Consider the following 23,621-nt stretch of genomic DNA (forward strand, 5'->3'; position numbering starts at 1 on the left):
ACCTCCTCTATTATGAATTCTTTCACTAAAGAGGAAATTTTAAACATTGGTCTATTTATTCGCTAAAGGTAATCGAATAGTAAAGGTTGTGCCAACACCATCTTCTGAAATGAAATCTATTTGGCCTTTATGCTCTGCAATAATGTTATAGCAAATTACTAACCCTAAACCTGTTCCTTTTTCTTTCGTCGTGTAAAAAGGTTCTCCCAGTTTATTCTTTATGTCATCAGGAATTCCCTTACCATTGTCGTTGATGGTGACAACAATCCATTTCCCATCAAGTTTTGCTTCCATATTGATGGTTCCACCGTTTTCCATCGCTTCAATCGCATTTTTAACCAAATTGATAAAAACTTGTTTCATCTGATCAACATTACATAAAGCATGTAAATCATTATCATATGCATCTAAATTAATTACGACATTATCAAGATTTGCTTGTGATTGCATCAACGTATAAACATCTAGAAGAATTTTTCCGATGTTTATTTCTTTAATTTCTGACTTTGCTGGTTTTCCTAGAAACATTAACTCGCTCGCAATTGTTTCAATCCGATTGATTTCAATATCAAGGATTGGATAAATGTCTTTTAATTTCATTGCTCCTTGGTATGCAAGTTTTAGAAATCCTTTAATAGCGGTTAAGGGATTTCTAATTTCATGGGCAATACTTGCGGCCAATTGCCCAGCTATTCCTAGTTTTTCGTTCTTGATCTGCAGCTGTTGGTTCTCTTTTCTGACACTTATGTCTCGAGCTATAATAATGATTGTGGAACTTAAATCTTCAAAAAGGAACGGATAAGCTAACAGCTCCACCTCGACTACCTTTCCATTAGGTGTAATTAGCTCCATTTCGTATGGAGTTACTATTTCTTCCTGCCATATAAGCTCTTTCTTTTCTAAAAACTTTTCTAAAAAGTCTGGTTCCATAATTTCATAAGCAGATTTTCCGACAAGGTCTTCTGTATCAAGTAGTTTTACAGCTGCTTTATTAGCATACATAATAATATTGTTGGAAGTAATGAAGACAGCATCTAGCATATCTTCTACTAGACGGGAATAGTAGGTTTGTGCTAGTTGTAGATTGGCAATGGTCTCTTCGTATTTGCCATTTCTCACGAGGGGAGGAGACAAGATTTCCTTTTCATACCCATTGGATAATGTGAATTCTGTATCGGTCATCACATATGGATGGTGCTTTGCTAAATCAATATAATTACTTGCAGATAACTCCGTCCCGTTATAGGCACATACCGTGTAATTCTGATAAGTTCTAATATACTTATCTACCTCATCCTCATATTGAAGCAATTTATCCATGATTTCCTCTTGCTTGAGGAGGACGGGTATTTTTCCCCAATAACGAATCGTTATATCTTTATTAAAAAAATAATCGGAATTAATGGAGCCATTGGTTGCTTCTAAAATACTACCTAAATAAAGCTCCCCATTTCGATAATAGACCTCTTCACTATCAATAAAATGAATCCGATCGATTTGCTCATTAAACAGTCCATGTTCTTCCAACTTCTTGATTATTAGTGGCCATATTTTCTTCTGATCTACTAAAACAACTATTTGCTCTAAAAGCAGACCGGTTTTTATGAAGGACGCTGCATTGGTTATGTATTTTTCTTCATTGCTTGTTATGTACATGATATGTGCGCCGCAAGTCAAATCGGAGAGATTTGTAAGAGCAATCTCTGGATGGTATCTTGTCTGAGGAGTATATACAGCCATTAAAAACCCCCTACTTTCTTTATAAGTTTAATATCCTTTTATTATAGCATGTAAATTTCCGACTATTTGGATGATTTTTTGTTTTTCTTAAAATTAAAGGACAGTCCTTCACTGCTTTAATACAGTGAGGGACTGTCCTTCCTTTTCTTATTCTTCGTATTCATACAATGTTGCACTTTCAATATAATTAACAAATCGACGAAGCTCTTTTGCCTGTTCTCGATTCATTTCCCCTTTTTCATACATTTTCTGAATCGTCGCTCGCTGTTGATCCACAATACCTAGACGCAATTCTCCTATTTGTTCCTGCAGCTTTTCATTAAATGATGCAGTTGGTTTTTCCCAACGATCGACCATGCGTCGGTACTCTAGAATAACGGTCTCTACTAGTTGTTTTTTCTCAGCAGATTCTTTCCATTTTTCTAAATAAGAAATGGCAGATTTCATCGAATCCAATAAAATTTCTTTGCTGATACGCATTTGTTCCCTTCGATCCAATTTGGTGCCACGTTGCTTTCGTGCAAAGCGTTTCCATCCTCTCATTGCCTTTCCAAATAAAAATTTGGTCCCTGCCTGCACGTTTGTGGAAAGTATTTCTTCTCGATAATCCAATGATTTTTCAAAGATCTCAAACACTTCTTCTGTGATTTTATCCTCCTTTAATAATTGATGCACATAGTTTCGCTCTTCCTTCAGTGCACGCAATCTTATTTCAACCATTGCATTGAAATTGGTTTCTTCTTCTTCTGTTCTTTTCACTTGATTTAACTGCCGAATGCGTCGTTTATATTCATCAATTAGTTCATAAGCCGCCGCACTATTTTCTTCATTCATTTCTAAATAGAGCTTATCAATCGTAGAGAACATAATCTTTTTCTTCGCTCTAATTAACAGATCCTCATCATCTATTTCCGCTGCTCCACTATTTTTACTAAGGTATGGCAAGAATATCGTTGCTGCAAGTAAGGTGAACAGGATCACACCTGCTGCTAGAAAGAGGATTAAGGAGCGTTCCGGAAATCCTTGTCCAGTATGGATGACAAATGGAATTGATAGCACCCCTGCCATTGTTACGGCTCCGCGAACTCCTGTCAAACTGACAAGCAAGGTATGCTTAATACTTGGCTTTTCGATTTCCTTCGTCTTATCTGTTTTAAATTCATAGATAGAAAATAAATAGGACCAGAAAAAGCGAATACTAAGAATCACGACACCAATTAAAATAACATATCCAATAATTAACCAGTTACTCAAAGAAGGATCTTCGACCGTATCTACAATAGAAGATGGAATATTTAAGCCTAATAGTAAAAATACAATCCCGTTGAGAATAAAAATAACGATAGACCAAATATTTTCCGTCAGAACCTGTTCCTCAGCAAGCATCGTCTCTGTTCTTTCACTTACTAATGAATGAATAATTCCCCCAACTACAACAGCAATAACCCCAGAGGCATGAAGCACTTCCTCTGCCACGATAAAGATTAAGAACGGCGTCAACACTTGTAATAAGGAGTGAAAGGTGACATCCTGTATCCCTTGTTTCCGCAATATAAAACGAATCATGATAATAAGAAGGCCTAAAACAAGACCTGCAACTGCCCCTATAAAGAACGTATAAGTAAAATCAGTAAGTGCCTCTGTAATCGAGAAATATCCAGTTACAACAGCAGCAACCGCATAATTAAATGCGACTAACCCAGAAGCATCATTAATAAGCGATTCCCCTCTTACAAGGTTGAGCACTCTTGCCGGTATATGAATTCGCTTGGCAATTCCATTTACTGCAACTGGATCTGTCGGGGACAGAATCGCTGCTAAAGCAAACGCTGCCGCTAACGGAATACTTGGAATGAGCCAATGAATAAAGTAGCCGCCGACTATTGTCGTCAGCAATACTAATATAATGGCATTTCCTAAAATAGAAGCTCGCATTTTCCACAGCTCTTCTCTTGGAAAATGCCTACCATCGTTGTAAAGCAATGGAGCAACGAATAAGAGCAAAAACCACTCCGCCTCCAATTCGAGCTCAAACTCAGAATATAATAAGGCCATCAACACTCCAAACGCAATTTGCGTTAGCGCAGTTGGAATGGACGGAAGATAATGGCTAACAATATTAGAAATCAGTAAGCAAAGCAGTAATAAAATGATTGTAATTAATAACTCCATCTTGTTGTCTCCTTGAAAATTCTTTCTCTAGTTTCTCTCATTTTTATGTAGATTATGTTGTTTGGGCATTGTTTTGTAAATAGACTTATTCCGCTTAAAAAGAGATTCCCTAATTGGAATCTCTCAGTTTGTTCAAACAATATATCTTTTTTATCCGTTTCAACTGATGACGTCCACTACCGATATTGACTGCGGATTCTCCGTTATTAGCGAACCTACTGTTGCTTTACATTACCCTTCTACTGGAGACTTAGGACCTGCTAATTCTAGCTGATAAAAAGCTAAATCTAACCATTTCTCAAATTTATAGCCTGCTTTTTTAATCGTGCCCGAATACGTAAATCCTAGTTTCTCATGAATGAAAATACTTCCTTTATTTGTGCTATCGATTCCAGCAATAAGGGTCGCATAGCCCTCTTCTTCTGCGCGTTCAATTAGTACTTTTAATAATTGAGTACCAATTCCTTTCTTTCTTGCTTCTTTATGGACATACACCGAATGCTCAATCGAATACTTATAAGCTGGCCATGCCCGAAAAGGACCATATGTAGCAAATCCAAATACTTTTCCATCCTCTTCAAAAACAAAGAGAGGATACCCGCTCTCCACTTTCTGATCATACCATGCTTTTCTGTCTTCCAAAGAGTGTGCATGATAATCATATACGGCAGTCGTATGTAAGATTGCATCATTATATATTTCTAAAACCTCTCCTAAATCTGTTTCCTTCATCTCTCGGATCATCGCTTTATCCCCTTTTTTACTATTAAAAAAATTCTCTCTAATATACTAATCTTATTAAGTAAGATACCAAGTAGGGACGAAAAATGAAAGTATTTTCTATTAATTGCGGATATGAAATAAAGATGTCCTATTCAGACATCTCCATCCTATTTCTTATTATTGTAGCCTCTTTCACCAAATGGCTGTAATTTCTCCAACCACTTTTCCTCCAACTTTGCTAGCTCTTCTTTTTCATTATAATAAGGATCGTCTTTCGGCTTTAGCACTTCTACAATCTCAAATGAAAATGCGTCCTTCCCGTATTCCTTCCATTCTTCCACTAATTTCTTATTGGCATATCCGCCATTTTCCAGTGAAAATTTCACTCCATTAATTGTTTTAAAATTTCTCGTGCTAACAACACAAATTTTCCCGTTCTTACTATTCGTTATCGTATAAATACCAGCTTCAATCGGAATTTCTCTATACTGTTGTTTTAGCTCTTTTTTGCGGTCCATGTTATGTCTATCACCTTTCTATTATTTTTTTGTGTTCTCGTAAAGGTTGTTGCTGTTCCCCACAGCTTGAATAATTAATTTTCTATTGAAAAAACAAAATTCTTTTTGAAAAAAACTATTTTTTTAACCAATAAAGGCTTCCATCTGCTTTGCGATCAAGAAATCCGTATTCAATTAAATATCTTCTTATCAGAACATAATCATCATAAATAGTCTTTAAAAGCTGATTTAATTCCTTTTCGGAATAGCTCTCTTGCTCTTCTAAATACTTGGATATTTCCCGGAGAACAATTAATTTTTGCTTTTGCTTGATTGGAAATTTACTCAAAACCCCATCCTTGAAATATTTAGCTGTTATGCTTTCCTGTTCTTCTTCCGTAATATTGTATCTATCGTCTACCATTGTGGCTGTTTTATGAACAGGAACAAAGCTAGGCGCATGATTATCCTTTTCCTTCATTAACTCCATAATCGCCAGAAAATTTCTCGCTTGCCTTTCCTTTTCCTTAAGAGCAAAGCGATGATGCCGAATGGTTGAAGCACTGCCAATTGCCAGCGCTTTTTTCACTTCTTCATCACTTTTCCCATGATAAAATAGCTCCAGCAATTTAGTCTGATGCTCCGTTAACCCTGTCATCTTTTTATCTAAGCTAAGTAAATAATGAAAAACAGATTGATGAGCATCTTTTATGTGGTGCTGCATGAACTTTTCCGCTTCATATAATGTTCCATCTTGTGGATAGATAATACCTTTCTCTATCTGCTCCCCACATAAAAGACAAAGATAGGAATCCTGTTCATCGATATAGCCCTTTTTTAATTCATCAATCGTTGCATTTTGAAAATAAGATGAAATCCCCATAAAACAAACACCTCGTTTATATGTTTGTTATTTTACAAACATATATTATTTATGTCAGTTAAATAATATACTTTATTTGGTTAACCGTCAATGTTTAGGGAGATTTTGTTTGTTTTGATGGTAGTAAGCTGGGAGGAATCTGTGCGAGATGAACGCTACTTTTTCGTTTGATTCTCTGCTTTTTGGCGTTCATCTAAGCGATGAACACCACTTTTCTCCTGTTTCCTCTGCTTTTTGGCTTTCATCCACTTAATGAACGCCACCTTTCTACTGCCTCCTCTGCTTTTTGGCTTTCATCCACTCGATGAACACCACTTTTCTCCTGCTTTCTCAACTTTTTGGCGTTCATCCACTTAATGAACGCCACCTTTCTACTGCCTCCTCTGCTTTTTGGCTTTCATCCACTCGATGAACACCACTTTTCTCCTGCTTCCTCTACTTTTCGGTTTTCATCCACTTAATGAACGCCACTTTTCTCTTATCTCCTTTGCTTTTTGGTTTTCATCCACTTGATGAAAACCACTTTTCTCCTATCTCCTTTGCTTTTTGGCGTTCATCCACTTGATGAACGCCACTTTTCTCCTGCCTCCTCTACTTTTGGCTTTCATTCACTTGATGAACACTACTTTTCTCCTGCCTCTTCTGCTTTTTGGTGTTCATCTTCACCCCCTAACTCCTCCTCTAGCAATCTCCCAATAGACTTTCCAAAATAAGTATATTACCATGTAAGAAAACAGTATTTATGGAGGAGTAAAATTTGAATATTCTTTGGGATTTTGATGGTACGTTATTTGATACATATCCTGCTTATACAGATATTCTTTATACAGTATTGGAAGAAAAGGTGGATAAGGCAGCTATTTATAAAGAGTTGAAAGTTTCTTTCTCCCATGCAATTGAGTATTTTCACTTAACAGAAGAGCAACGAAATGAGATTAAGCAGATGAATAAAGGAATTGTTGTTAGTGAAGTGAGGCCTTTTCCAGGTGTAGAGGAAATTTTAAAGGCTGCGGAAACAAATGTGATTATGACACATAAAGTGAAACTTCCATCAGTGGGGGTTTCCTTCCTCCCCCACTGATGGTTAGTTGAACCAATCGGACCTTTACGGACAGTTGATCTCCCACCTAGCTTCCTCGTATTCCCATAAGCTTGAGGGGGGGAGTCTTACTGTCCGTTAAGAGTGGGACAAAAGTCATGAGGGTGTAATGAAGTTTTTGCGGTATTATGGATGGGAGAACTATTTTGCGGAAATTGTTACTTTAGCGAATGGCTTTCCCAGAAAGCCGGCAGTAAATTTTTATCAATATTTACATACAAAATATTCAATTGACTTAGCCATTGGGGATCGGGAACTGGATTTAATTCCAGCAAAGGAATTAGGAATCCCCACCTGTATGTTCCAAAACCAGTGTGATTTTGCTGACTTTTCTCTCGCAAACTATACTGAATTTTTTACCGTATACCCGATGACAAAGGGGTGAGGATTATTTTTAAAAGAAAATTAATCGCTGCTAGTTTTACTTGTTCTCTTTATACGATACTGCTTGGATTATTAGTACCAGATTTAATTGATAGCAAGGCAACATATTTTCAATCGGTAATAACAAGTATTTCCATCTACTTTCTTTATACGATACCAGCAATCTTTGTTTATGGTCTGTTCACTTCTTTTGTAAGTGATAAGATTGGGGAATTGTTGGCGCGGAAAACAGGGGAAAATAATTTCGCTTGGCACATTTCTTTATTGCTCCATCTATTATTTGGGTCTGTCCTTCTTTTTATTAGTTTGCCGGCTGCTTTGCTATTTTACCTCATTGATCGGCTGCTTCGAAAAAAAGACCGTTTCTTCACCTGGACACATAGTCTGTTATCTATTGCATTGCCTATTTTCCTTTGGCTTTTAACAATGGTAAATGAATGGTTTTCCATTTTTTAAAAAGGGCATTCCAATGAAAACTCGGAATGCTCCTCACTCTTTCTTCAACACTACTTCCACAATCTCTGGTCGGTTAAAAATTCTTTGGGGAATAATGCTATTTCCTAAACCTCTATTAACGATCATTACCGTTTCTTTGTTTTTATACATACCTGCTGTATATTTCGGCATGAATCCTTGATCTGGCGCAATTATACCACCGATAAAAGGCAGTCTTACTTGGCCGCCATGTGCATGGCCAGTTAACACTAGATCGATATTTTCATAGAGGGAAAATAATTCAGGTCGATGGGAGAGCAACAGATTAAAATGTTCCTCTTGTGATAAGCTATCTACTATTCTAGACAGCTCTTGTTCTCCTGACAAAAAAGCAGGATCATCCACCCCCATGATATTTATCGTCTCTCCACCTATATGGAACAAGGTCTGTTCATTTCTTAATACTTGAACGCCGGTTTGCTCTAATTTCTCTTCTAACGAAGGAAATTTTCCTGACCATGATTCATGATTTCCTGTAACATAATACGCCGGAGCTAGTTCAACCAGTTTTTCCATTAGTGTCATGCTTTTCTGTTCGTCATATTTTTTTGAATCCACTAGATCTCCAGTAAAAACAATGAGATCCGGATCTAGCTGTTTTACACGATTTACTAACCGCTTTTGGTTTTTTCCAAACTGCTTGCTATGCAGATCCGATAACTGCACTATTTTTAACGAATCCCCTATTTTTGGGGATGAGAGAGTGAAAGTGGAGGTAGTCAGACTATTATTTTGATAGAAAGAAAAAAACAGACAGATGCCTATTAATAGGCTAATAATTAACATTCTTTTTTTCACTTACATCACTCTTTCTCCCATTTCACCTCAAAACCGCCCTGCAATCCATCTCCGGTAACAATGAGCTTATAAGTTTCTGTTTTTTTAGCTTCAAAGGTTAAAATGGTCTTCTCTTCATTACTTAAACCAATTCTACGGTTTTTTTCGTCTATTAAGTAGTAGCCAAAGCCACCACCATTACGATTGGTAAAATCAATGTGGACGGTAACATTTTCCCCTTTTTTGGCTTTAATCGGAACCTCTTCCTCCCCATTAAAATAAGCAAAATATGCTTCATAGGATTGTTCGCCTCTTATGGTATTCCATTCCTTTTTTACAGTGAAATCAGGAATTGTTAGCAAAAGGAAAAAAATCGGTGTAATAGCAAATGTCCATTTAAACCAGCTTACTTTTGCTGCGATTTTAATCCCTATGTAAAATAATAACGCGCTAATTAAACCAGAAGTTGCAGCAAATAGAGGGAAAACATTCCAAACTATCGGCAGAAAAAGACAAAGGCCAGCTAAAATATACAAACATACCTCTAGCTTTGGAAAATATTTAGCTATCCAGTCAATCAACATCGAAAGAAGAATCCCAAAACCAAAAAAACCTATCCAGAAGAATGGATTTTTAATTTCATGCGAAAATAAATATAGATCAAAACTTGATAGAAAAAGATAGGAAAAAAAGATTGATGCCGCAAAACCTGCTCCTGCTAGTTTTATTAAGGCATATTGTATTCCCCTACGGATATTCTGACTATCTACCATATTTGTTCCTCCCAAAGGATAGTTACTAACATTCTATCAAAATAAGGAAATGAATTGTTAAAAACTTGAAAAATAAGCAGGTGATATAAAGTGAAACTTCCATCAGTTGAGGGTTCCTTCATCCCCCACTTATGGTTAGTTGAACCAATCGGACCTTTACGGACAGTCGATCTCCCACCTTTCTTTCTCCTATTCTCTTAAGCCTAAGGGGGAGTCTTACTATCCGTAAAGAGTGGGATAAAATCAATTATTGTTTTATATGCTTTTAGTAAATAGATGATTCCTATTTCATTTGCATTCTCGGTTTAAATCATAACAAGTGGGTCATACTTATGTTATGTATCTTTTCGGGAGTGAAATATATGATGTGGTTTCCTTATCTTTATCTCCTTTTGACTCTAATCATCCTTTTGTTCATGCCAAAGCGCCTGACAAAAGTAGAAATATATGTAACATGGTTTGTGGTCGCTTTAATTAATTTAAGCTCGGACCTCATCTTAAGTTTTGTCTTCCATATGTATGAGTTAGGACCAAAAGGAGTACAGCTTTCTGTTCATTTTATTGAACTAACACTTGGTGCCACTCATGGAATAATTTATTTAAATTTTATGCCCCAGCACTTCAAAAGCTATATCCCCTATTTTTGCGCTTGGCTCGTTTACTCTGTTCTTTTGGAGTATCTCCTGCTTTCCTTCGAATTCCTTACTTATAGCGGATGGCACTTATGGTATTCAGGAATTTATTATGCATTTGCCTTACTTTATACAAGATGGCATTTAACCTTTATTCGCAGTGAGAAACAAGGTTAATGGGGAGCGAAGCGAGGTACCTTTACAACCAACCATTCCGCTTCGCTTTCGCAATGGCTTCCATTCGATTTTTCGCTTCTAATTTGCTGATTGCTTCGGAGATGTAATTGCGAATTGTTCCAGATGATAAAAAAAGTGTTGCAGCAATCTCCTTTACTGACTTCCCTTTTTCAATTAGTATTAATATTTCTCTTTCCCGCTTTGATAATGGGTTTTCTTTTCCGATACTGCCAAAAATTAATTCAGAAGCGAATTCTCTTTTTCCATTCATAATATTTCGAATTGCTTCCGCTAATTCTTCACTTGGACCATCTTTTAATAAATAGCCATGGACATTCGCGTTTAGGGCTCTTTCAAAATATCCTGGTCGTGCAAATGTGGTTAAAATAACAACTTTACAAGGAGATTTCAGCTTCTTCAATTCCTCTGCGACATCAAGGCCGCTTTTTATCGGCATTTCAATATCTAATAAGCAAACATCTGGGTTATGCTCTTTAATAAGGGTTAATGCTTGTTCACCATTTTCTGCTTGGCCGACGACTTCTAAATCTTCTTCAAAGTTAAGCAGTGTTCCTAAAGCTCCTCTAAGCATGCGTTGGTCTTCTGAGATGATAATTCGAATCACCATGTTTCCTCCTTTCGTCTTTCCTTTCGAATGATTGGAACAACGATGTGAAGGGTTGTTCCATTACTGGATGAAATTCTCCATTTTCCGTCTACTAGCTCCAGTCTTTCTTGCATTCCCAATAGTCCATTTCCCTCATTCCGTCCCTCTTCCAAGCCTTTTCCATTATCCTGAACAATAAGTTCAATTGTCCCTATATGTTGTTGAATTGCTACTTTGCTGGTTGTTGCAGCACTGTGCTTAACAATATTGGTAACAGCTTCTTTTAAACAAAGACTAATAATATTCTGTGATAAAAGCGGCACTTCGCTATCTTTCATGTCGATTGTAATTTCTGTATTAATCCCTGCTGCTTGCAAAGTTGTTTGCACCTCTATTATTGCTTCTCGAATAGTAATTGCCCGCATGTCAGACACTAGCTCACGAACTTGTTTTAAAGCTGCCCTAGAAATTCCTTCCATTTCTTTCACTTCTTTAATTGCGCTTTCTGGTTGGGGATAGACCATTTTTCCAACGAGCTGGCTCTTTAATGTCAGGAGCGATAAAGTGTGGCCGAGCGTATCATGCAAATCGCGGGCAATTCTCATGCGTTCTTCTTTTTTAACTAAATAACTAATTTGTTCATTCGCTAAATCCAACTGCCTTTCTAAATCCATACGACGATTCATGGAGCGGATTCCAAAAGGAGAAATCAGCATAATAAGAAAGAAGGGAATCAAAAAGATCAGGGAATTAGGGTTGATATCCTTCCAACTGATTCCAATTGGGATTAGTAAAGAGAGGACAAACAGACTGTAAAAATAATAGAAATATTTTTTCCCAGAATAATATCCGATGAAATTTGCAGGGAAATACCCCATAAATAATAGATTAGGATCATAAAAGATACTAAAAAACATGACAAGCAAAATTTGAATAACAAGCCAATAATTAAATCGATTCTCTTCTATACTGCTGTATAATTGTCGGTACGACAGAAGAAATACAAGTACAAGAAGAAATCCGACTATTTGCTTAATCCCCTCTTCCTTCATCACCTGCATAATCGGAAGGAGTACATATACTAAAAAGATATAAGGAAAAAAGCCATATCTTCTCGGAAAAAGCTCGAACCTCTTCTTGGTATCCATCTTTCTCCTACACCGCCTCTCGTTTTTTTCCAATATAAGTTGATAATACCATAAATAGAAGGAGGTACCCGATAATCATCAGATAATTAAAAAAAGAGGGGGACTGGTTCCTAATTATTTCCCATGCTCCGTTTGCAAAATGATAGGAAGGAACCCATTTTGCCACTTGCTGCATGAAGGATGGAAATACCTCGATTGGCATCCACATTCCCCCTGTTATGGCCATAGTCATATAGATAAGATTACTAATTCCTGAAGCAGTTTCTACTTTTTTAATGGTACCAATAATTGTTCCAAGCGCCAAAAACGGCAGTGATCCAAATAATATCCAAAGACCACAAAGCATCCACTGAGAAAAAGTTAGGCTAACATTATTAATGAGGATCCCAGCGGTAAAGATAACAAGGATGGAAAATAGATGAATCACTGTTTGTGCTATCATTTTTGCACCATAATAAACGAATTGGGATAGTGGAGTAATTTGTAAATAAATTGTCCAGCCTTCTGCTTTTTCCTGCACGATTTTAATTCCTAAGGTCATAATACTAGAACCCATAATACTAAAGGTCGTCATCGACATTAAATAATGAAGATTCCATAATGCCTCATCATCTCGAGGTGCTGTGAAAATATTTGTAAATAAAAAATAGAAAAGGACGGGAACAAGCAAGGACCAAAAAATATAATATTTGTTTCGAAGCATTCGTATGATTTCTACTTTACTTTGCATCCAAAAACATTTCATTGCCTACCTCCTTCTTCTCTCCCAATAGCTGTGAAAAAACCTCTTCTAATCGACCTAGCTTTACTTCAATATGGTAGATATTTAGTTGCCTATCAAAGATTTCTTTTAAGAGTTGATCCGAGTTTTTAGCAACAAGTGTTACTTTATCCTTCTCTTTCTGCACATCCTCAACAAAGGGAAAATTCTGATAGAAATCTAATGTATAAGGGGTTCGTTCTTGGAACATAACTCTTGGCTTTGTTAGCTTTTCCTTTAGATGTGCTGGCGTACCGTCGCCTACAACCTCACCTTTATTTATCATGATTATTCTCCCCGCTACTTCATCTGCCTCTTGCAAGTAATGGGTTGTAAAAAGGATTGTTTTTCCTTGCCTGTTTAGTTCCTTCATTTTTTTCCAAAACTGTTCTCTTGATGTTACATCCATGCCAACGGTTGGCTCATCCAAAAACAGCAAATCAGGATTACCTGCTAGTGCCAGCGCAAAGTTTAGTCGTCTTTTTTGGCCACCGGAGAGCTTTTCTGTCCGTTGATTCCAGTCTTCTTCTTGAAGTCCTGTTAGTTCCAACAAGGTAGTCAATTCAATGGGATTTTGATAATAGCTTTGAATTAATTGAATCAGCTCTCTTACCTTTAAACTATCCATTACACTGACTTCTTGAAGCATTCCACCAATCTTTTCTAACACTTCCTTTTGTCTTGGATTCTTTTGAAAAAGGGAGACAGTTCCTCGTGTAGGCTTCATTAAGCCTAGCAGCATCCGCATCGTCGTCGTTTTCCCTGCTCCATTCGCTCCTAAGATCGCTACCATTTCCCCTTGTTTAATCGAAAAAGAAACGTCCTTTACTGCTTTCTTCTGCTGAAATTCTTTCGTTACGTTCCTTAACTCTACAATCGTTTGCAATTTCTCCACCTCCAAGCTTCTATCTTTATTTTAGCTAGCAGCAGGAGAACTGATTAGTCGCAGATGTCAGGAATCTCGGATGACAAATGTCATTTTTTTTAAGAAAACTTCTCTCGATGGGGGTCTTACTACCAGTTAAAAGTGGGACAAAAAAATTTTTAGAAACTTACATTGAATTTTCATGCGTTGCTTGGAGTGGAAGGGGTGAGACTCCTGTGGGATTAGCGAGACAGCTTAGACCCTGCAGGCCAAAGGCAGACCGCGGCTAAGCGCGAGCCCCACGGAAAGCGAACCCCTGGAGCGGAAAGCAACATCCCTATTCAAAGGGACTAATAAATATACTATTCAGAAGTTTGACTACAGTCTGAAATGTTCTGGCTAATCACCAGAACATTTTTTATCTTATTCTTCTGTTGTCATTATGAAAAATTCTACATCATTAGCATTCTTAAATGCAGAGATTCTGCGAAAACCAAACTTTTCATATAAAGCGATGGCTCGATTATTAAAAGTTGCAACGGTGAGACGCAAAGGATGTTCCGTCTCTATAGAATCGAGGATACATTGCATAAAGCTGGTTCCCTGACCTTGTCCGGTTAAATCAGGGCGCATGCCTAAACCAATATCAAGGTATCCTTCTGGGTATGCTTGAAAAAGGTAGCCGATCGGAACCTGGGCAGCATAGCCTGTGCAATAGAATCCCACTAACTCTCCATTATGTTCAATTGCATAATAGGGATTTTCTGCGAACTCTTGCAACGATTCCTCTGTCACTTCACTATTATATAAATCGTAAGGAGCGGGATAAGTCCAGCTAAGAATTTCCCTCGTTGCTTGCTCTGTCATCTTTTGTATAGAAAAGTCCATTACCTATTCTCCTCTATGTGTTTATTTCGAGTGAACCCCAAATATCTCGTTCCTTGAAATTGCAGTTCCCCGCTGTCTCCTTCTACCAGCATGCCATATTCTTCTCCTTTTAGTTGAAATTCGGTGCGATCTCCACTGGGAAATTCAAAGGTTATATAATAGTTGCTATACGAGCTACTTTCCCCACCACCATGTACACTCGTTCTTTTCGTAACCACTTTAGCGGGGATAGAAAGTCGTGGCTGCTGATTGTTTTTATTCCATTTCACAATTGAACTGATGATAGCAAAAATAAAAAGACCAATAATAATAACAAATACCACAAAGATGAAAATCGGTCCAATCGTGAACATGATATCATCCCCACCTGTATAAAAATCTTCCATATAAATTGTTCCCTTCTAAAAGTATTTTCGCCTTGATTTCCATATAGCCTTTATTACGCTCCCATTTAGGAAAAAGTTTCAACTTGTAGCTGTTGATTTTCTACATTCTTTGTTATTTCAATAAATTTAAATGTAAAATTAAATAATCTTATATTTAAAATCTAATTTATTTATTTTTTCAACTATTAAATTGACTTTTTAATATAATTTATTAATCTAACATAGAAAGGAGGTAGGCATTAATATGAATTATCCAGTTATTAATGATTGTCCTGTCTGTCATCACGAACTCCATGTAACAAAGCTAGAATGTAGTCATTGCCATACAACGATTGAAAATCGCTTTCATCTTTCCAATTGGCATTCTTTTTCAGATGAGCAAATGCATTTTATTGAAACATTTATCCTTTCACGAGGAAGCATTAAAGAAGTAGAAAAAAAACTTGGTATTTCTTATCCAACTGTTCGAGGAAAGCTGGATGATATTATTCGGATTATGACAGGCGAAGGGGAAGAAACAGAGAGACAACCAAGTAAAATTAGTACGGAAAGAAAAGCGGATATTCTAGAAAAGCTAGAAAATAATGAAATAACAGCAGAGGAAGCCATCCAATTAATGAAGAACATTTAAGGAGGATATGAAACATGAATGATGAATTGAAACGAATTTTAACAATGGTTGAAAACGGAAAACTAACATCTGATCAAGCAACGACACTTATCGATTCAATGGAGGAAAAAACGGAAAAGAAAACCTTGCTTGAAGATAGCCCTTATCTAAATCGCCTACTTAAAGTACGAATCCAATCGGAAACAAATGATAATATTAACGTTAATGTTCCAATTAGACTAGTAAAAGTACTGCTTCAAACCGGAATAGGTATCGCGGCAAAAATCCCCCAAGCCCAAACCTATACGGAAAATATCGATGTGGAATTATTATTAACTGCCATTGATAGCGAATTAGTCGGCGAAATTGTTAATGCCAAATTAGCGAACGGTGACAGCATCAATGTGTATGTGGAATAGTGGAGTGAAACTATGGTAAAGGTAACTGTCCAGACAGAAAAACATAAACGTTATTACATCATTCTCCCTACTTTTCTGTTAAGTACTTTTATTAATTTCGCCTTTTCAAAACGGTTATGGAAATTTATTCACAACCGAACGAAGGAGCAAACAGCCGTGGCCATCTATAGGAACGCTAGTGATATAAAATTTTTATTAAAAATGTTGAGTAAAGAGCTTAAATACACTTCTCTGTCTGAGCCACTTGTTGATATTTGCCTAAAAGACGGAACTTATGTAAAGGTGACGATCACATGAAATGTGCACTTCTCCTTAAAAAGAAAAAATCTAGTGCTCGCAACACTAGATTTGTGTGAAACCTTTATTTGTTTTTAGCTAAAACACCTTTCCTACACTCGTTTGTTTAAGGGAAGGTGCTCTTTTCTTACTATAGCACAGGTCGAAATATTTGTGAATTACTCATGCGGTGCGCCAGGTGGATAGAAACTTGGCGGCATTTTAATCCATCCATGTTCCCTCATTCTCGTTTTAAGCTCCATCCCATAAATACTTTTTTCTGTATGGAAACGAATCCACATTAAGCCAACGTCGCTACGAACACTTTGCGTGATATTTGTGGAACACATAACAATATTGCCTGTTACTTTGGCAGCTAGTAAGTTTGCTATTTCCATATCGGTAGATTTCGCCCCTAAAGGAATGGCATTTGGATCAGATTTTGGTTTAGATTCAGCAGAGCTGGAAAGAGGCACGCCTTCATTTATCATGAATTCCTCTAGGTTGTTTCGCTGTTCTGTTGCTAATTCTCTTGCTTCATTAATCAATTTAATTAAAACATTGTCTGTTGTTGTATTAAGAGCCATTTCAAGTACAGGAATTTCATCCGCTATTGCAGCTTGATATGTCCAGCAACCCATCGCCTCTCCAATATGAAGTAGCGGCTTCGGTTCAGAGTCAAATCTCGTCTTAATATAGTCGAGAAATGCTTCCATTTTATGTGCCATGATGTACACCTCTTCGTGTTTTTACCTATAATGTTTACAATTAAATGGAAGTTTATTCAAGATAAAACTATTTAGAGCAATCGATACGTAAAAAGGATATCTTTTTTCGCACCTGATGGAGCACATTTTTAGATGTTAAGGCTAATAGCTGTTGACTCTGTTGATTTTATTTATAGTTTTGGCGCTTTACTTGTGGCTTTTATTCTTTTACTTGCGACTTTCGCACTTTTACTTGCGACTTTCACCCGCTTACTTGCGACTCCCACCCTTTTACTTGCGACTTTCACCCGCTTACTTGCGACTCACCACATCTCCAACTTTCCTTCTCCTTAACGCGCCACTCCAATTTGCTTTCTTACTTCTTGTAAAAATGGCAGTGTTCGAGCTCTTGCTTTTTCCGCTCCTTTTCGGAGAAGCTCATCTATTTTTTCAGGATTACCCATTAACTCCTTGTATTTCTTGCGTGGTTCTTCTAAGAATCGATTCATGACTTGGAACAATTCCTTTTTCACTTCTCCCCATCCGACTCCATTTTCGTATCTTTGGCGCATTTGCGCTACTTCTTCAGCACTTGCAAATTCCTTATACAAAGTAAACAAGATAGACGTCTCCGTCTCTTTTGGTGCTTCTGGTGGGAGAGAATCGGTTTTGATTTTATTAATAAGCTTTTGTAACTTTACTGGCTCTTCAAAAAGAGGAATTGTATTATGATAACTTTTGCTCATTTTTCGACCATCCAAGCCTGGCAAGATACTAGTTTCTTCATCCACTATATATTCCGGTAGCACAAAAGTTTCCCCATAATGATGATTAAAGCTGTCGGCAATATCTCGCGCAATTTCAACATGCTGGATTTGATCTTTTCCTACAGGTACCATATTGGCTTGAAAAGCAAGAATATCGGCTGCCATGAGGATTGGGTACGTAAACAGTCCCATGTTTACGCCATCATCAACCTCTTTTCCTGCTTGTTTATTGCTGTCGACGATTCCTTTATAAGCATGTGCGCGATTCATCAACCCTTTTGGAGAAAAACAAGCTAATATCCAATTTAATTCAAAGATTTCCGGTACGTCGGACTGCCGATAAAGGATTACTTTTTCCGGATCTAACCCAAGAGCTAACCATGTTGCTGCCACCCCATAGGTTAACGTTCGAAACTCTTCGCGATCGTGAATTTTCGTTAAACCATGATAATCTGCAATAAAATAAGCTGCCTGATAATCACTGTTTTCCGCTAGTTGCAAAGCAGGTTTAATTGCCCCTATATAGTTTCCTAAATGTATTTGTCCAGTTGGTTTAATACCAGTTAAAACTATTTTTCCCATCTGCTTATCCTCCCTTTTATAAAACACAAAAAGGGCCACTCATCCTATAAAAAGGACGAGTAACCCCGTGGTGCCACCTTCATTCGTTTATTTCACATAAACGCACTTAATCCGTACAGAAACATAGCTGTTCCGATACTTTGTCTTTTTTAACGGTAAGACGTTCCGCGCAGCCTACTAGTGGGTTCAGCCTTGTAGCTCAGAAGCCCATTCAGCAATCAATCCGTACTGATTCGCACCACCCATCAGCTCTCTGAAACCTCTTAACTGCTTACTCTTCTTCCTCATCGCTCATTAATATTACATATATAGTAAATTATAAGATTAAAAAGGTCAAGAGATGCTTACATATTCTTATCTTTTAGAAGGATATTATGAATAAGAACCTAAAAAAATCCAGATGGCAGCGAAGCCACTGAATGACTTAAAAACGTTGAAAGTATCGCCATTTATTTAAAAATGAGGATTATGTTACAAAAAATATTTTCAAAAGAAAATAAATTATCCTCTTGTTTTTCTGAACTTTATCTGTTAGTATCTTTTACAAGTTAGCGCTAACGAAAAATTTTACTAATTATACCTTTTAAATATATATGCTTTGATTGGAATCAGTAGTGCCTATTTCCCTGTTATTAGAGAGTCAATGGTTGGTGCAAATTGACACAAAAATAGGGGCGAATTACCTCCAGGAGCATTCTTTGTGAAAGAGTTTACTCGATTAGCAGAGAACGGATGAGCCGTTACCCATAATGAGTGTTGAATAGCTATATATTCTTCAATTAGGGTGGTACCACGTGCTTAAAAGCAACCACGTCCCTTGTTTAGGGGCGTGGTTTTTTTTTACAGTTTTTCTAAAGTCAATTTGGTGTCTAGCTCCAGCGCCTACCACCTAGCAAACTTCAGGTCACCTCCCAGGTTGCTAGGTGGTGAACAAGGAGCTTGCGCCTTTCTTACAAACCAATTCAACGAAAGGAGAAAGAAAGATGAGTCCATTTATTGAACAGTTAACTACAGACCAAGAAAAAGAAATGAAGAGGCAACTTGATGTTTATCGTCAAGGCGTGCAAGATATTATTCCGACGGAAGAACTAGCAGAAAAAATCGCTAAGTCACTTGTGACAAATACCCCGTTAAAAGTAAAGCTCGGCCTTGATCCATCTGCTCCAGATGTTCATCTCGGCCATACAGTTGTACTGAATAAACTGCGCCAATTCCAAGAAAACGGGCATACGATTCAATTAATCATCGGTGATTTCACCGGCAAAATTGGTGATCCAACTGGAAAATCTTCTGCTAGAAAACAGCTGACAGATGAAGAAGTGAAGGAGAATGCGAAAACTTATTTTGAGCAATTCGGCAAAGTACTGGACATGGAAAAGGTCGAGCTTCATTACAACTCTAAATGGCTCTCTTCCCTTTCCTTTGAAGATGTCATTCAACTTGCTGGAAAAATAACCGTTGCCCGCTTGCTAGAACGGGATGATTTTGAAGAGCGGTTAGCATATGGAAAATCGATTTCCTTGCATGAATTCTTCTACCCACTGATGCAAGGCTATGATTCCGTGATATTAGAGGCAGATATTGAACTTGGCGGTACAGATCAGCATTTTAATATTCTCATGGGACGTCACTACCAAGAAAAGTTTGGAAAAGAAAAGCAAATTGCGATATTAATGCCCCTGTTAGAGGGATTAGACGGTGTTGAAAAAATGTCTAAGTCAAAGCATAACTATATTGGCATTGACGAAAGCCCAAATGAAATGTACGGAAAAGCAATGTCCATCCCTGATCCATTAATGAGCAAATACTTTGAGCTTATTACAGACTTAGAACCTGCTGAAATTGCCCAAATTAAAAAGGATTTGCATGCTGGGTCTCTTCATCCTAGAGATGCTAAAATGCTGCTAGCAAGAACAATCGTCCGTATGTACCATAGCAAAGAAGCGGCAGAAAAAGCGGAACAGCAATTCATTACTATTTTTCAAAAAGGAGCTTTACCTGAGGATATTCCAACCGTCCAGTGGACTGGCAACAATCCTGAATCACTTGTCCAGCTGCTAGTAGACGTTAATCTATTACCCTCAAAAAGTGAAGCAAAAAGGATGATTCAAAACGGCGGTGTTCGCATCGATGGAGAGAAAATCGAAGAAGTAGATCTTGAAGTTACGATCAACAAGGAATTAATTATTCAAGTAGGGAAAAGAAAGTTTGTAAAACTGCTTGGCTAATCACTGAAAATGGGCTAGCTGCTAGCCCATTTCCTTTTATGAACTTACTGTCTCGCCTCCATTTACGTGAAGAACTTGCCCTGTTACAAACCGGGAATCATCAGAAGCTAAATATACAAAGGTCGGTGCCAATTCGAATGGCTGTGCTGCTCTTTGCATTGGATTAGCAGAACCAAAGATTGCTACTTGATCAGAGGAGAAGCTCGCTGGAATTAATGGTGTCCATGTGCGTCCTGGCGCTACTGCATTCACACGAATTCCTTCTTTGACAACACTTCTGGCGAGGGATCTTGTGAAACCAACATTTGCTGCTTTTGTGGCAACATAATCAATGAGCAGCGGTTCCCCTGCGTAAGCAACGACGGAAGCTGTATTAATAATGCTACTTCCCGGCTTTAAATGGGGAAGGGCCGCTCTTGTTGTGTAAAAATGGGAGTAAATATTAACCTTAAATGTATCATCAAATTGTTCATCGGTAATATCCGTTAATTTCGCCTGTTGAAATTGTATACCGACATGGTTACAAAGAATATCTAGTTTTCCAAATGTCTTTACCGTTTTCTCCACAATATCGATACACTGTTTTTTCTTGCGCAAATCACCTGGCAGCAATAGACAATGTTGCCCTAATTCTTCGACCCTGTTTTTTGTCCGATTGGCATCCTCATGCTCATCTAAATAGGCGATTGCTACATCAGCTCCTTCTTTCGCAAAAGCAATCGCAACTGCTGCACCAATACCACTATCTCCCCCTGTTATTAAGGCTACTTTCCCTTTCAGCTTTCCACTTCCTATGTAGTGGTCATTTTCAATAATTGGTTTTGGAACCATATAACTTTCTAATCCTGGCTGACGGAGCTGTCTATTTTCAGGAAAATTAATCGGAATTTCCTCATACTTTGTCACTTTTCCATAATTCGGATAAAGCGGATACGGATCTGTCTGCTTATTTGCTTCAAATAACGCCTGCACTTCTTTTAGCTCGATGTACTTTTCAGATTGGTGATTTCTGGGCTCTACTAATTCATAATAAGCTTGTGGCACTTGAAACATTGGATCTCTCGGATCATGCGGATAAAAGGACATACTAATCCCTCCATTAATAGTAGTAAATTATCCTATGTGGTTCTGCCTATTTTGTGCCTACTTATCTTCCATGGACTAACTCTCTTTTTGATGGGAGTGAATACGCTAAAAAGAAGAAAATGGAGGAGGGTCTTATTATGAGGTATGAATTTCATCCAAAATTAAAATTATTGCTGCAAAAACATTCTAGCGAACCTGTTCATATGACATATATCAACCACAAATGGTCGATGCCAAAAACAACGGTAAAACCACCCTATTATAAAAAGCCAATTTATGAGTTACATTATCCAAAAGTATGAGATAAAGAAAACTTCCATCAGTGCGGGTTTTTCCTCTTCCCCACTGATGGTTAGAAGGCGATGCCCCTGTTATCAGGCTCTTTTTATCTTACTCGCTAGTTCCCTGATTCACTCATTTTCCGCTTAAGCGCAGCGTGAGTTTGCCCCCAAAATATAAGCAAAATACCGATAATTTGCAGAAAATCAGGACGATATGCTGTTAATACGATGTCCATAAAGATTGCAACTGCAGGATCTATAAACACAAGAACAGCGATTGTCCCAGAAGATAGCTTTGGCAAGCTGCTAAAAAACAAATAATAAACAAATCCAGTATGTATAATTCCTGTCAATAAAATATAAAACCAGTTTTCTCCTGTTAAATGGTTAAAATAATCCCATCTGACCAGTGGCAATAGCATAATAATCCCAACACTTGTTTGAATAATCGTTGTTAAAATCGGATTTAACTTTGCAATTTTCTTCCCTGTCAATGTCGTCAACGCATAAAATAAGGAAGCCCCAAATGCCCATGGCAATCCAGCTGAAATAAGATCATCAAAAGACAAATAATCTTGAATTCCACCAACCAATAACGTTCCAATAAAACAAATAATAACTGTTAGCAATACTTTCAAACTGACTTTTTCCCGATAAAGAAAGCTCCCCAATAAAACGACAAGAACTGGCGCCAAATGATAAATGGAAACCGCAACAGTCACTGACATATGCTCAAATGAACGGAAGAAGAAGACCCAGTTCACAACGAGAAACACGCCACACAGCACACTGTAGCCAATTTCTTTTCTCTCAATCGCTTCCTTTTTCCGCTGTGAAAATAAATAGACAATACTTAATACGACACACGCACAAATACATCGAATAAATACCAGTTCGATAGCTGGCAAATTCGTTTTAGCAGAAAAATAGCCAATCGAACCAAATATAGCCATTGATAATGCAAATTTCATTGCTGCGCTCATGCTATTCCTCCAAAACTGAAATCAAGTTGCTAGTTTTTTTACTTATTCTCCTATCATATAGAAATTTTTCATTTTAATAAATATGATAGATTACCAATTTGATCCTTTTTCAAAATCAAATTTCTCAGCAAACACAAAAAACCCCTTCTAAAGAAAGGGTTAAATTCTTTTTGCACCATAATATTTTGTTTTCCAATAAGAGTTGGATAGCTTGTCCACTTTTACTCCTTTTGAAGAGGAGCTATGAATAAACTGATTACTTCCTATGTATATACCAACATGGGATGCACCTTTTTTATATGTTTCAAAGAAGATTAAATCTCCTTTTTTCAATTCAGATTTCTTTACTTTTTTCCCTTTTGTATACATACTCGCGGCTGTTCTTGGCAGAGATTTGCCAACTTTTTTATAGCTATAACCAACAAATCCGGAGCAGTCAAATCCTTTCGGAGTGGTTCCTCCATATTTATAAGGAGTACCTATATAATTCTTCGCAACGGTAACAACCGATTTTTTTGAAGCGGCACTTGCTTCATTGGTACCAAATATGCCAGAAAAAAACAATCCAAATGACAGGAGTGACAAGACAATAACCTTTTTCATCCAGTGACCTCATTTACGTAAGATTATGTTCCCAAGGCTTCCTTCTATCAACAAATCTATCTTCTCATATTAT

The 23,621-nt window shown here is 37.3% G+C and carries 27 protein-coding genes, 1 pseudogene and 2 other annotated features; of the genes and pseudogenes, 9 read left to right on the forward strand and 19 right to left on the reverse strand.

Translation table 11 applies throughout. The features are described from left to right. Positions 1 to 51 precede the first annotated feature (51 nt). The 6 genes from NKG37_RS03930 to NKG37_RS26010 all read right to left on the reverse strand — a co-directional run bounded on the left by NKG37_RS03930 (position 52) and on the right by NKG37_RS26010 (position 6,382). Positions 52 to 1,740, reverse strand: a complete 1,689-nt coding sequence (locus NKG37_RS03930; protein WP_254415842.1) for an ATP-binding protein — start codon at positions 1,738 to 1,740, stop codon at positions 52 to 54. Positions 1,741 to 1,887: 147 nt separating this feature from the next. Then, a complete protein-coding gene (locus tag NKG37_RS03935; RefSeq protein WP_254415843.1) occupies positions 1,888 to 3,912 on the reverse strand; it encodes a Na+/H+ antiporter in 2,025 nt (674 codons plus the stop codon). A gap of 231 nt (positions 3,913 to 4,143) precedes the next feature. After that, the gene (locus NKG37_RS03940) at positions 4,144 to 4,656 is read right to left on the reverse strand and encodes a GNAT family N-acetyltransferase (protein ID WP_016203357.1); all 513 of its coding nucleotides are present in this window, start codon (positions 4,654 to 4,656) and stop codon (positions 4,144 to 4,146) included. A gap of 146 nt (positions 4,657 to 4,802) precedes the next feature. Then, positions 4,803 to 5,153, reverse strand: coding sequence for a GIY-YIG nuclease family protein (locus tag NKG37_RS03945; RefSeq protein WP_016203358.1), 351 nt, complete (start codon positions 5,151 to 5,153; stop codon positions 4,803 to 4,805). Between the two features lie 115 nt (positions 5,154 to 5,268). Continuing rightward, entirely contained in the window at positions 5,269 to 6,015 is a 747-nt protein-coding gene (locus NKG37_RS03950) for a DUF2087 domain-containing protein (RefSeq protein WP_254415844.1), read from the reverse strand. Between the two features lie 241 nt (positions 6,016 to 6,256). Further along, entirely contained in the window at positions 6,257 to 6,382 is a 126-nt protein-coding gene (locus tag NKG37_RS26010; RefSeq protein ID WP_263479743.1) for a hypothetical protein, read from the reverse strand. Between the two features lie 390 nt (positions 6,383 to 6,772). Here NKG37_RS26010 and NKG37_RS03955 point away from each other — a divergent pair, with 390 nt between their 5' ends. The 3 genes and pseudogenes from NKG37_RS03955 (at position 6,773) to NKG37_RS03965 (ending at position 7,954) form a co-directional block, all read left to right on the forward strand. Further along, positions 6,773 to 7,096 (forward strand): HAD hydrolase-like protein, encoded by a 324-nt coding sequence (locus NKG37_RS03955; protein WP_031540318.1) that lies wholly within the window; start codon positions 6,773 to 6,775, stop codon positions 7,094 to 7,096. A gap of 121 nt (positions 7,097 to 7,217) precedes the next feature. Beyond that, a pseudogene (locus NKG37_RS03960) lies at positions 7,218 to 7,499 on the forward strand (HAD hydrolase-like protein); the annotation flags it as partial. Continuing rightward, a complete protein-coding gene (locus NKG37_RS03965) occupies positions 7,496 to 7,954 on the forward strand; it encodes a hypothetical protein (protein ID WP_169189365.1) in 459 nt (152 codons plus the stop codon). The pseudogene NKG37_RS03960 and the gene NKG37_RS03965, both read left to right, overlap by 4 nt. 33 nt (positions 7,955 to 7,987) lie before the next feature. Here the strand turns inward: NKG37_RS03965 and NKG37_RS03970 are convergent, their stop codons facing one another. Both NKG37_RS03970 and NKG37_RS03975 read right to left on the reverse strand, forming a co-directional pair. Further along, positions 7,988 to 8,779 (reverse strand): metallophosphoesterase, encoded by a 792-nt coding sequence (locus tag NKG37_RS03970; protein WP_254416364.1) that lies wholly within the window; start codon positions 8,777 to 8,779, stop codon positions 7,988 to 7,990. A gap of 17 nt (positions 8,780 to 8,796) precedes the next feature. After that, complete coding sequence (locus NKG37_RS03975; protein WP_016203364.1) at positions 8,797 to 9,543, reverse strand: Yip1 family protein; 747 nt, start codon at positions 9,541 to 9,543, stop codon at positions 8,797 to 8,799. Between the two features lie 362 nt (positions 9,544 to 9,905). Here NKG37_RS03975 and NKG37_RS03980 point away from each other — a divergent pair, with 362 nt between their 5' ends. Further along, positions 9,906 to 10,352 (forward strand): hypothetical protein, encoded by a 447-nt coding sequence (locus NKG37_RS03980; protein ID WP_169189366.1) that lies wholly within the window; start codon positions 9,906 to 9,908, stop codon positions 10,350 to 10,352. Between the two features lie 22 nt (positions 10,353 to 10,374). On the opposite strand, the gene NKG37_RS03985 is transcribed toward NKG37_RS03980, so the two are convergent. From NKG37_RS03985 to NKG37_RS04010, 6 genes are all read right to left on the reverse strand, one after another. Then, positions 10,375 to 10,977 (reverse strand): response regulator transcription factor, encoded by a 603-nt coding sequence (locus NKG37_RS03985; RefSeq protein ID WP_016203366.1) that lies wholly within the window; start codon positions 10,975 to 10,977, stop codon positions 10,375 to 10,377. Further along, a complete protein-coding gene (locus NKG37_RS03990; RefSeq protein ID WP_254415845.1) occupies positions 10,974 to 12,107 on the reverse strand; it encodes a sensor histidine kinase in 1,134 nt (377 codons plus the stop codon). The genes NKG37_RS03985 and NKG37_RS03990 overlap by 4 nt, the downstream gene beginning before the upstream one ends. Positions 12,108 to 12,114: 7 nt before the next feature. Beyond that, positions 12,115 to 12,852 carry an ABC transporter permease gene (locus tag NKG37_RS03995; protein ID WP_169189368.1) on the reverse strand — a complete coding sequence of 246 codons (738 nt, stop codon included), beginning with the start codon at positions 12,850 to 12,852 and terminating at the stop codon, positions 12,115 to 12,117. Next, positions 12,827 to 13,753, reverse strand: coding sequence for an ABC transporter ATP-binding protein (locus NKG37_RS04000; RefSeq protein WP_169189746.1), 927 nt, complete (start codon positions 13,751 to 13,753; stop codon positions 12,827 to 12,829). Before NKG37_RS04000 ends, NKG37_RS03995 begins: the two co-directional genes overlap by 26 nt. Before the next feature lie 402 nt (positions 13,754 to 14,155). Then, positions 14,156 to 14,620, reverse strand: coding sequence for a GNAT family N-acetyltransferase (locus NKG37_RS04005; RefSeq protein ID WP_169189369.1), 465 nt, complete (start codon positions 14,618 to 14,620; stop codon positions 14,156 to 14,158). Beyond that, positions 14,620 to 15,006, reverse strand: coding sequence for a DUF2500 domain-containing protein (locus tag NKG37_RS04010; protein WP_254415846.1), 387 nt, complete (start codon positions 15,004 to 15,006; stop codon positions 14,620 to 14,622). Before NKG37_RS04010 ends, NKG37_RS04005 begins: the two co-directional genes overlap by 1 nt. 244 nt (positions 15,007 to 15,250) lie before the next feature. Here NKG37_RS04010 and NKG37_RS04015 point away from each other — a divergent pair, with 244 nt between their 5' ends. Genes NKG37_RS04015 through NKG37_RS04025 form a run of 3 tightly spaced genes read left to right on the forward strand, consistent with a single transcriptional unit; the run spans position 15,251 to position 16,332 of the window. After that, the gene (locus tag NKG37_RS04015) at positions 15,251 to 15,637 is read left to right on the forward strand and encodes a DUF2089 domain-containing protein (RefSeq protein WP_254415847.1); all 387 of its coding nucleotides are present in this window, start codon (positions 15,251 to 15,253) and stop codon (positions 15,635 to 15,637) included. A 14-nt stretch (positions 15,638 to 15,651) separates the two neighbouring features. Then, entirely contained in the window at positions 15,652 to 16,035 is a 384-nt protein-coding gene (locus NKG37_RS04020) for an SHOCT-like domain-containing protein (RefSeq protein WP_016203373.1), read from the forward strand. A gap of 12 nt (positions 16,036 to 16,047) precedes the next feature. Beyond that, positions 16,048 to 16,332, forward strand: coding sequence for a hypothetical protein (locus tag NKG37_RS04025; RefSeq protein WP_016203374.1), 285 nt, complete (start codon positions 16,048 to 16,050; stop codon positions 16,330 to 16,332). A 158-nt stretch (positions 16,333 to 16,490) separates the two neighbouring features. Here NKG37_RS04025 and NKG37_RS04030 read toward each other — a convergent pair whose 3' ends face one another. Beyond that, positions 16,491 to 17,039: a DUF3231 family protein gene (locus NKG37_RS04030; protein ID WP_016203375.1), complete on the reverse strand. Its 549-nt coding sequence runs from the start codon at positions 17,037 to 17,039 to the stop codon at positions 16,491 to 16,493. 329 nt (positions 17,040 to 17,368) lie between these two features. Next, positions 17,369 to 18,367, reverse strand: a complete 999-nt coding sequence (locus tag NKG37_RS04035) for a tryptophan--tRNA ligase (RefSeq protein WP_254415848.1) — start codon at positions 18,365 to 18,367, stop codon at positions 17,369 to 17,371. A 48-nt stretch (positions 18,368 to 18,415) separates the two neighbouring features. After that, positions 18,416 to 18,664 (reverse strand) — a binding site (T-box leader). Positions 18,665 to 18,956: 292 nt separating this feature from the next. Beyond that, positions 18,957 to 19,188, forward strand: a binding site (T-box leader). A 162-nt stretch (positions 19,189 to 19,350) separates the two neighbouring features. On the opposite strand from NKG37_RS04035, the gene tyrS reads away from it, so the two are divergent. Further along, positions 19,351 to 20,595, forward strand: coding sequence for a tyrosine--tRNA ligase (tyrS, locus tag NKG37_RS04040; protein ID WP_016203377.1), 1,245 nt, complete (start codon positions 19,351 to 19,353; stop codon positions 20,593 to 20,595). A 36-nt stretch (positions 20,596 to 20,631) separates the two neighbouring features. On the opposite strand, the gene NKG37_RS04045 is transcribed toward tyrS, so the two are convergent. Continuing rightward, a complete protein-coding gene (locus tag NKG37_RS04045; RefSeq protein WP_101730561.1) occupies positions 20,632 to 21,648 on the reverse strand; it encodes an SDR family oxidoreductase in 1,017 nt (338 codons plus the stop codon). A 170-nt stretch (positions 21,649 to 21,818) separates the two neighbouring features. Here NKG37_RS04045 and NKG37_RS04050 point away from each other — a divergent pair, with 170 nt between their 5' ends. Next, positions 21,819 to 21,983 (forward strand): hypothetical protein, encoded by a 165-nt coding sequence (locus NKG37_RS04050; protein ID WP_016203379.1) that lies wholly within the window; start codon positions 21,819 to 21,821, stop codon positions 21,981 to 21,983. Positions 21,984 to 22,078: 95 nt separating this feature from the next. Here NKG37_RS04050 and NKG37_RS04055 read toward each other — a convergent pair whose 3' ends face one another. Together NKG37_RS04055 and NKG37_RS04060 are read right to left on the reverse strand one after the other, a co-directional pair. Then, positions 22,079 to 22,945: a DMT family transporter gene (locus tag NKG37_RS04055; protein WP_169189373.1), complete on the reverse strand. Its 867-nt coding sequence runs from the start codon at positions 22,943 to 22,945 to the stop codon at positions 22,079 to 22,081. A 159-nt stretch (positions 22,946 to 23,104) separates the two neighbouring features. Next, complete coding sequence (locus tag NKG37_RS04060) at positions 23,105 to 23,548, reverse strand: C40 family peptidase (RefSeq protein WP_016203382.1); 444 nt, start codon at positions 23,546 to 23,548, stop codon at positions 23,105 to 23,107. Between the last annotated feature and the right edge of the window lie 73 nt (positions 23,549 to 23,621).

Source organism: Niallia sp. RD1, from assembly GCF_024219955.1.
GTDB classification, from domain to species: domain Bacteria; phylum Bacillota; class Bacilli; order Bacillales; family Cytobacillaceae; genus Niallia; species Niallia alba.

Coding starts and splice junctions, on each gene's coding strand:
- NKG37_RS03990 (WP_254415845.1), bottom strand. CDS start 12,107: ATGGATACCAAGAAGAGGTTCGAGCTTTTTCCGAGAAGATATGGCTTT.
- NKG37_RS04030 (WP_016203375.1), bottom strand. CDS start 17,039: ATGGCACATAAAATGGAAGCATTTCTCGACTATATTAAGACGAGATTT.
- NKG37_RS03935 (WP_254415843.1), bottom strand. CDS start 3,912: ATGGAGTTATTAATTACAATCATTTTATTACTGCTTTGCTTACTGATT.
- NKG37_RS03940 (WP_016203357.1), bottom strand. CDS start 4,656: ATGATCCGAGAGATGAAGGAAACAGATTTAGGAGAGGTTTTAGAAATA.
- NKG37_RS04035 (WP_254415848.1), bottom strand. CDS start 18,367: ATGGGAAAAATAGTTTTAACTGGTATTAAACCAACTGGACAAATACAT.
- NKG37_RS04005 (WP_169189369.1), bottom strand. CDS start 14,620: ATGGACTTTTCTATACAAAAGATGACAGAGCAAGCAACGAGGGAAATT.
- NKG37_RS03980 (WP_169189366.1), top strand. CDS start 9,906: ATGATGTGGTTTCCTTATCTTTATCTCCTTTTGACTCTAATCATCCTT.
- NKG37_RS04025 (WP_016203374.1), top strand. CDS start 16,048: ATGGTAAAGGTAACTGTCCAGACAGAAAAACATAAACGTTATTACATC.
- NKG37_RS04050 (WP_016203379.1), top strand. CDS start 21,819: ATGAGGTATGAATTTCATCCAAAATTAAAATTATTGCTGCAAAAACAT.
- NKG37_RS04020 (WP_016203373.1), top strand. CDS start 15,652: ATGAATGATGAATTGAAACGAATTTTAACAATGGTTGAAAACGGAAAA.
- NKG37_RS03975 (WP_016203364.1), bottom strand. CDS start 9,543: ATGGTAGATAGTCAGAATATCCGTAGGGGAATACAATATGCCTTAATA.
- NKG37_RS04060 (WP_016203382.1), bottom strand. CDS start 23,548: ATGAAAAAGGTTATTGTCTTGTCACTCCTGTCATTTGGATTGTTTTTT.
- NKG37_RS04045 (WP_101730561.1), bottom strand. CDS start 21,648: ATGTTTCAAGTGCCACAAGCTTATTATGAATTAGTAGAGCCCAGAAAT.
- NKG37_RS04015 (WP_254415847.1), top strand. CDS start 15,251: ATGAATTATCCAGTTATTAATGATTGTCCTGTCTGTCATCACGAACTC.
- NKG37_RS04010 (WP_254415846.1), bottom strand. CDS start 15,006: ATGGAAGATTTTTATACAGGTGGGGATGATATCATGTTCACGATTGGA.
- NKG37_RS03970 (WP_254416364.1), bottom strand. CDS start 8,779: ATGTTAATTATTAGCCTATTAATAGGCATCTGTCTGTTTTTTTCTTTC.
- NKG37_RS03995 (WP_169189368.1), bottom strand. CDS start 12,852: ATGAAATGTTTTTGGATGCAAAGTAAAGTAGAAATCATACGAATGCTT.
- NKG37_RS03930 (WP_254415842.1), bottom strand. CDS start 1,740: ATGGCTGTATATACTCCTCAGACAAGATACCATCCAGAGATTGCTCTT.
- NKG37_RS03945 (WP_016203358.1), bottom strand. CDS start 5,153: ATGGACCGCAAAAAAGAGCTAAAACAACAGTATAGAGAAATTCCGATT.
- tyrS (WP_016203377.1), top strand. CDS start 19,351: ATGAGTCCATTTATTGAACAGTTAACTACAGACCAAGAAAAAGAAATG.
- NKG37_RS03950 (WP_254415844.1), bottom strand. CDS start 6,015: ATGGGGATTTCATCTTATTTTCAAAATGCAACGATTGATGAATTAAAA.
- NKG37_RS04055 (WP_169189373.1), bottom strand. CDS start 22,945: ATGAGCGCAGCAATGAAATTTGCATTATCAATGGCTATATTTGGTTCG.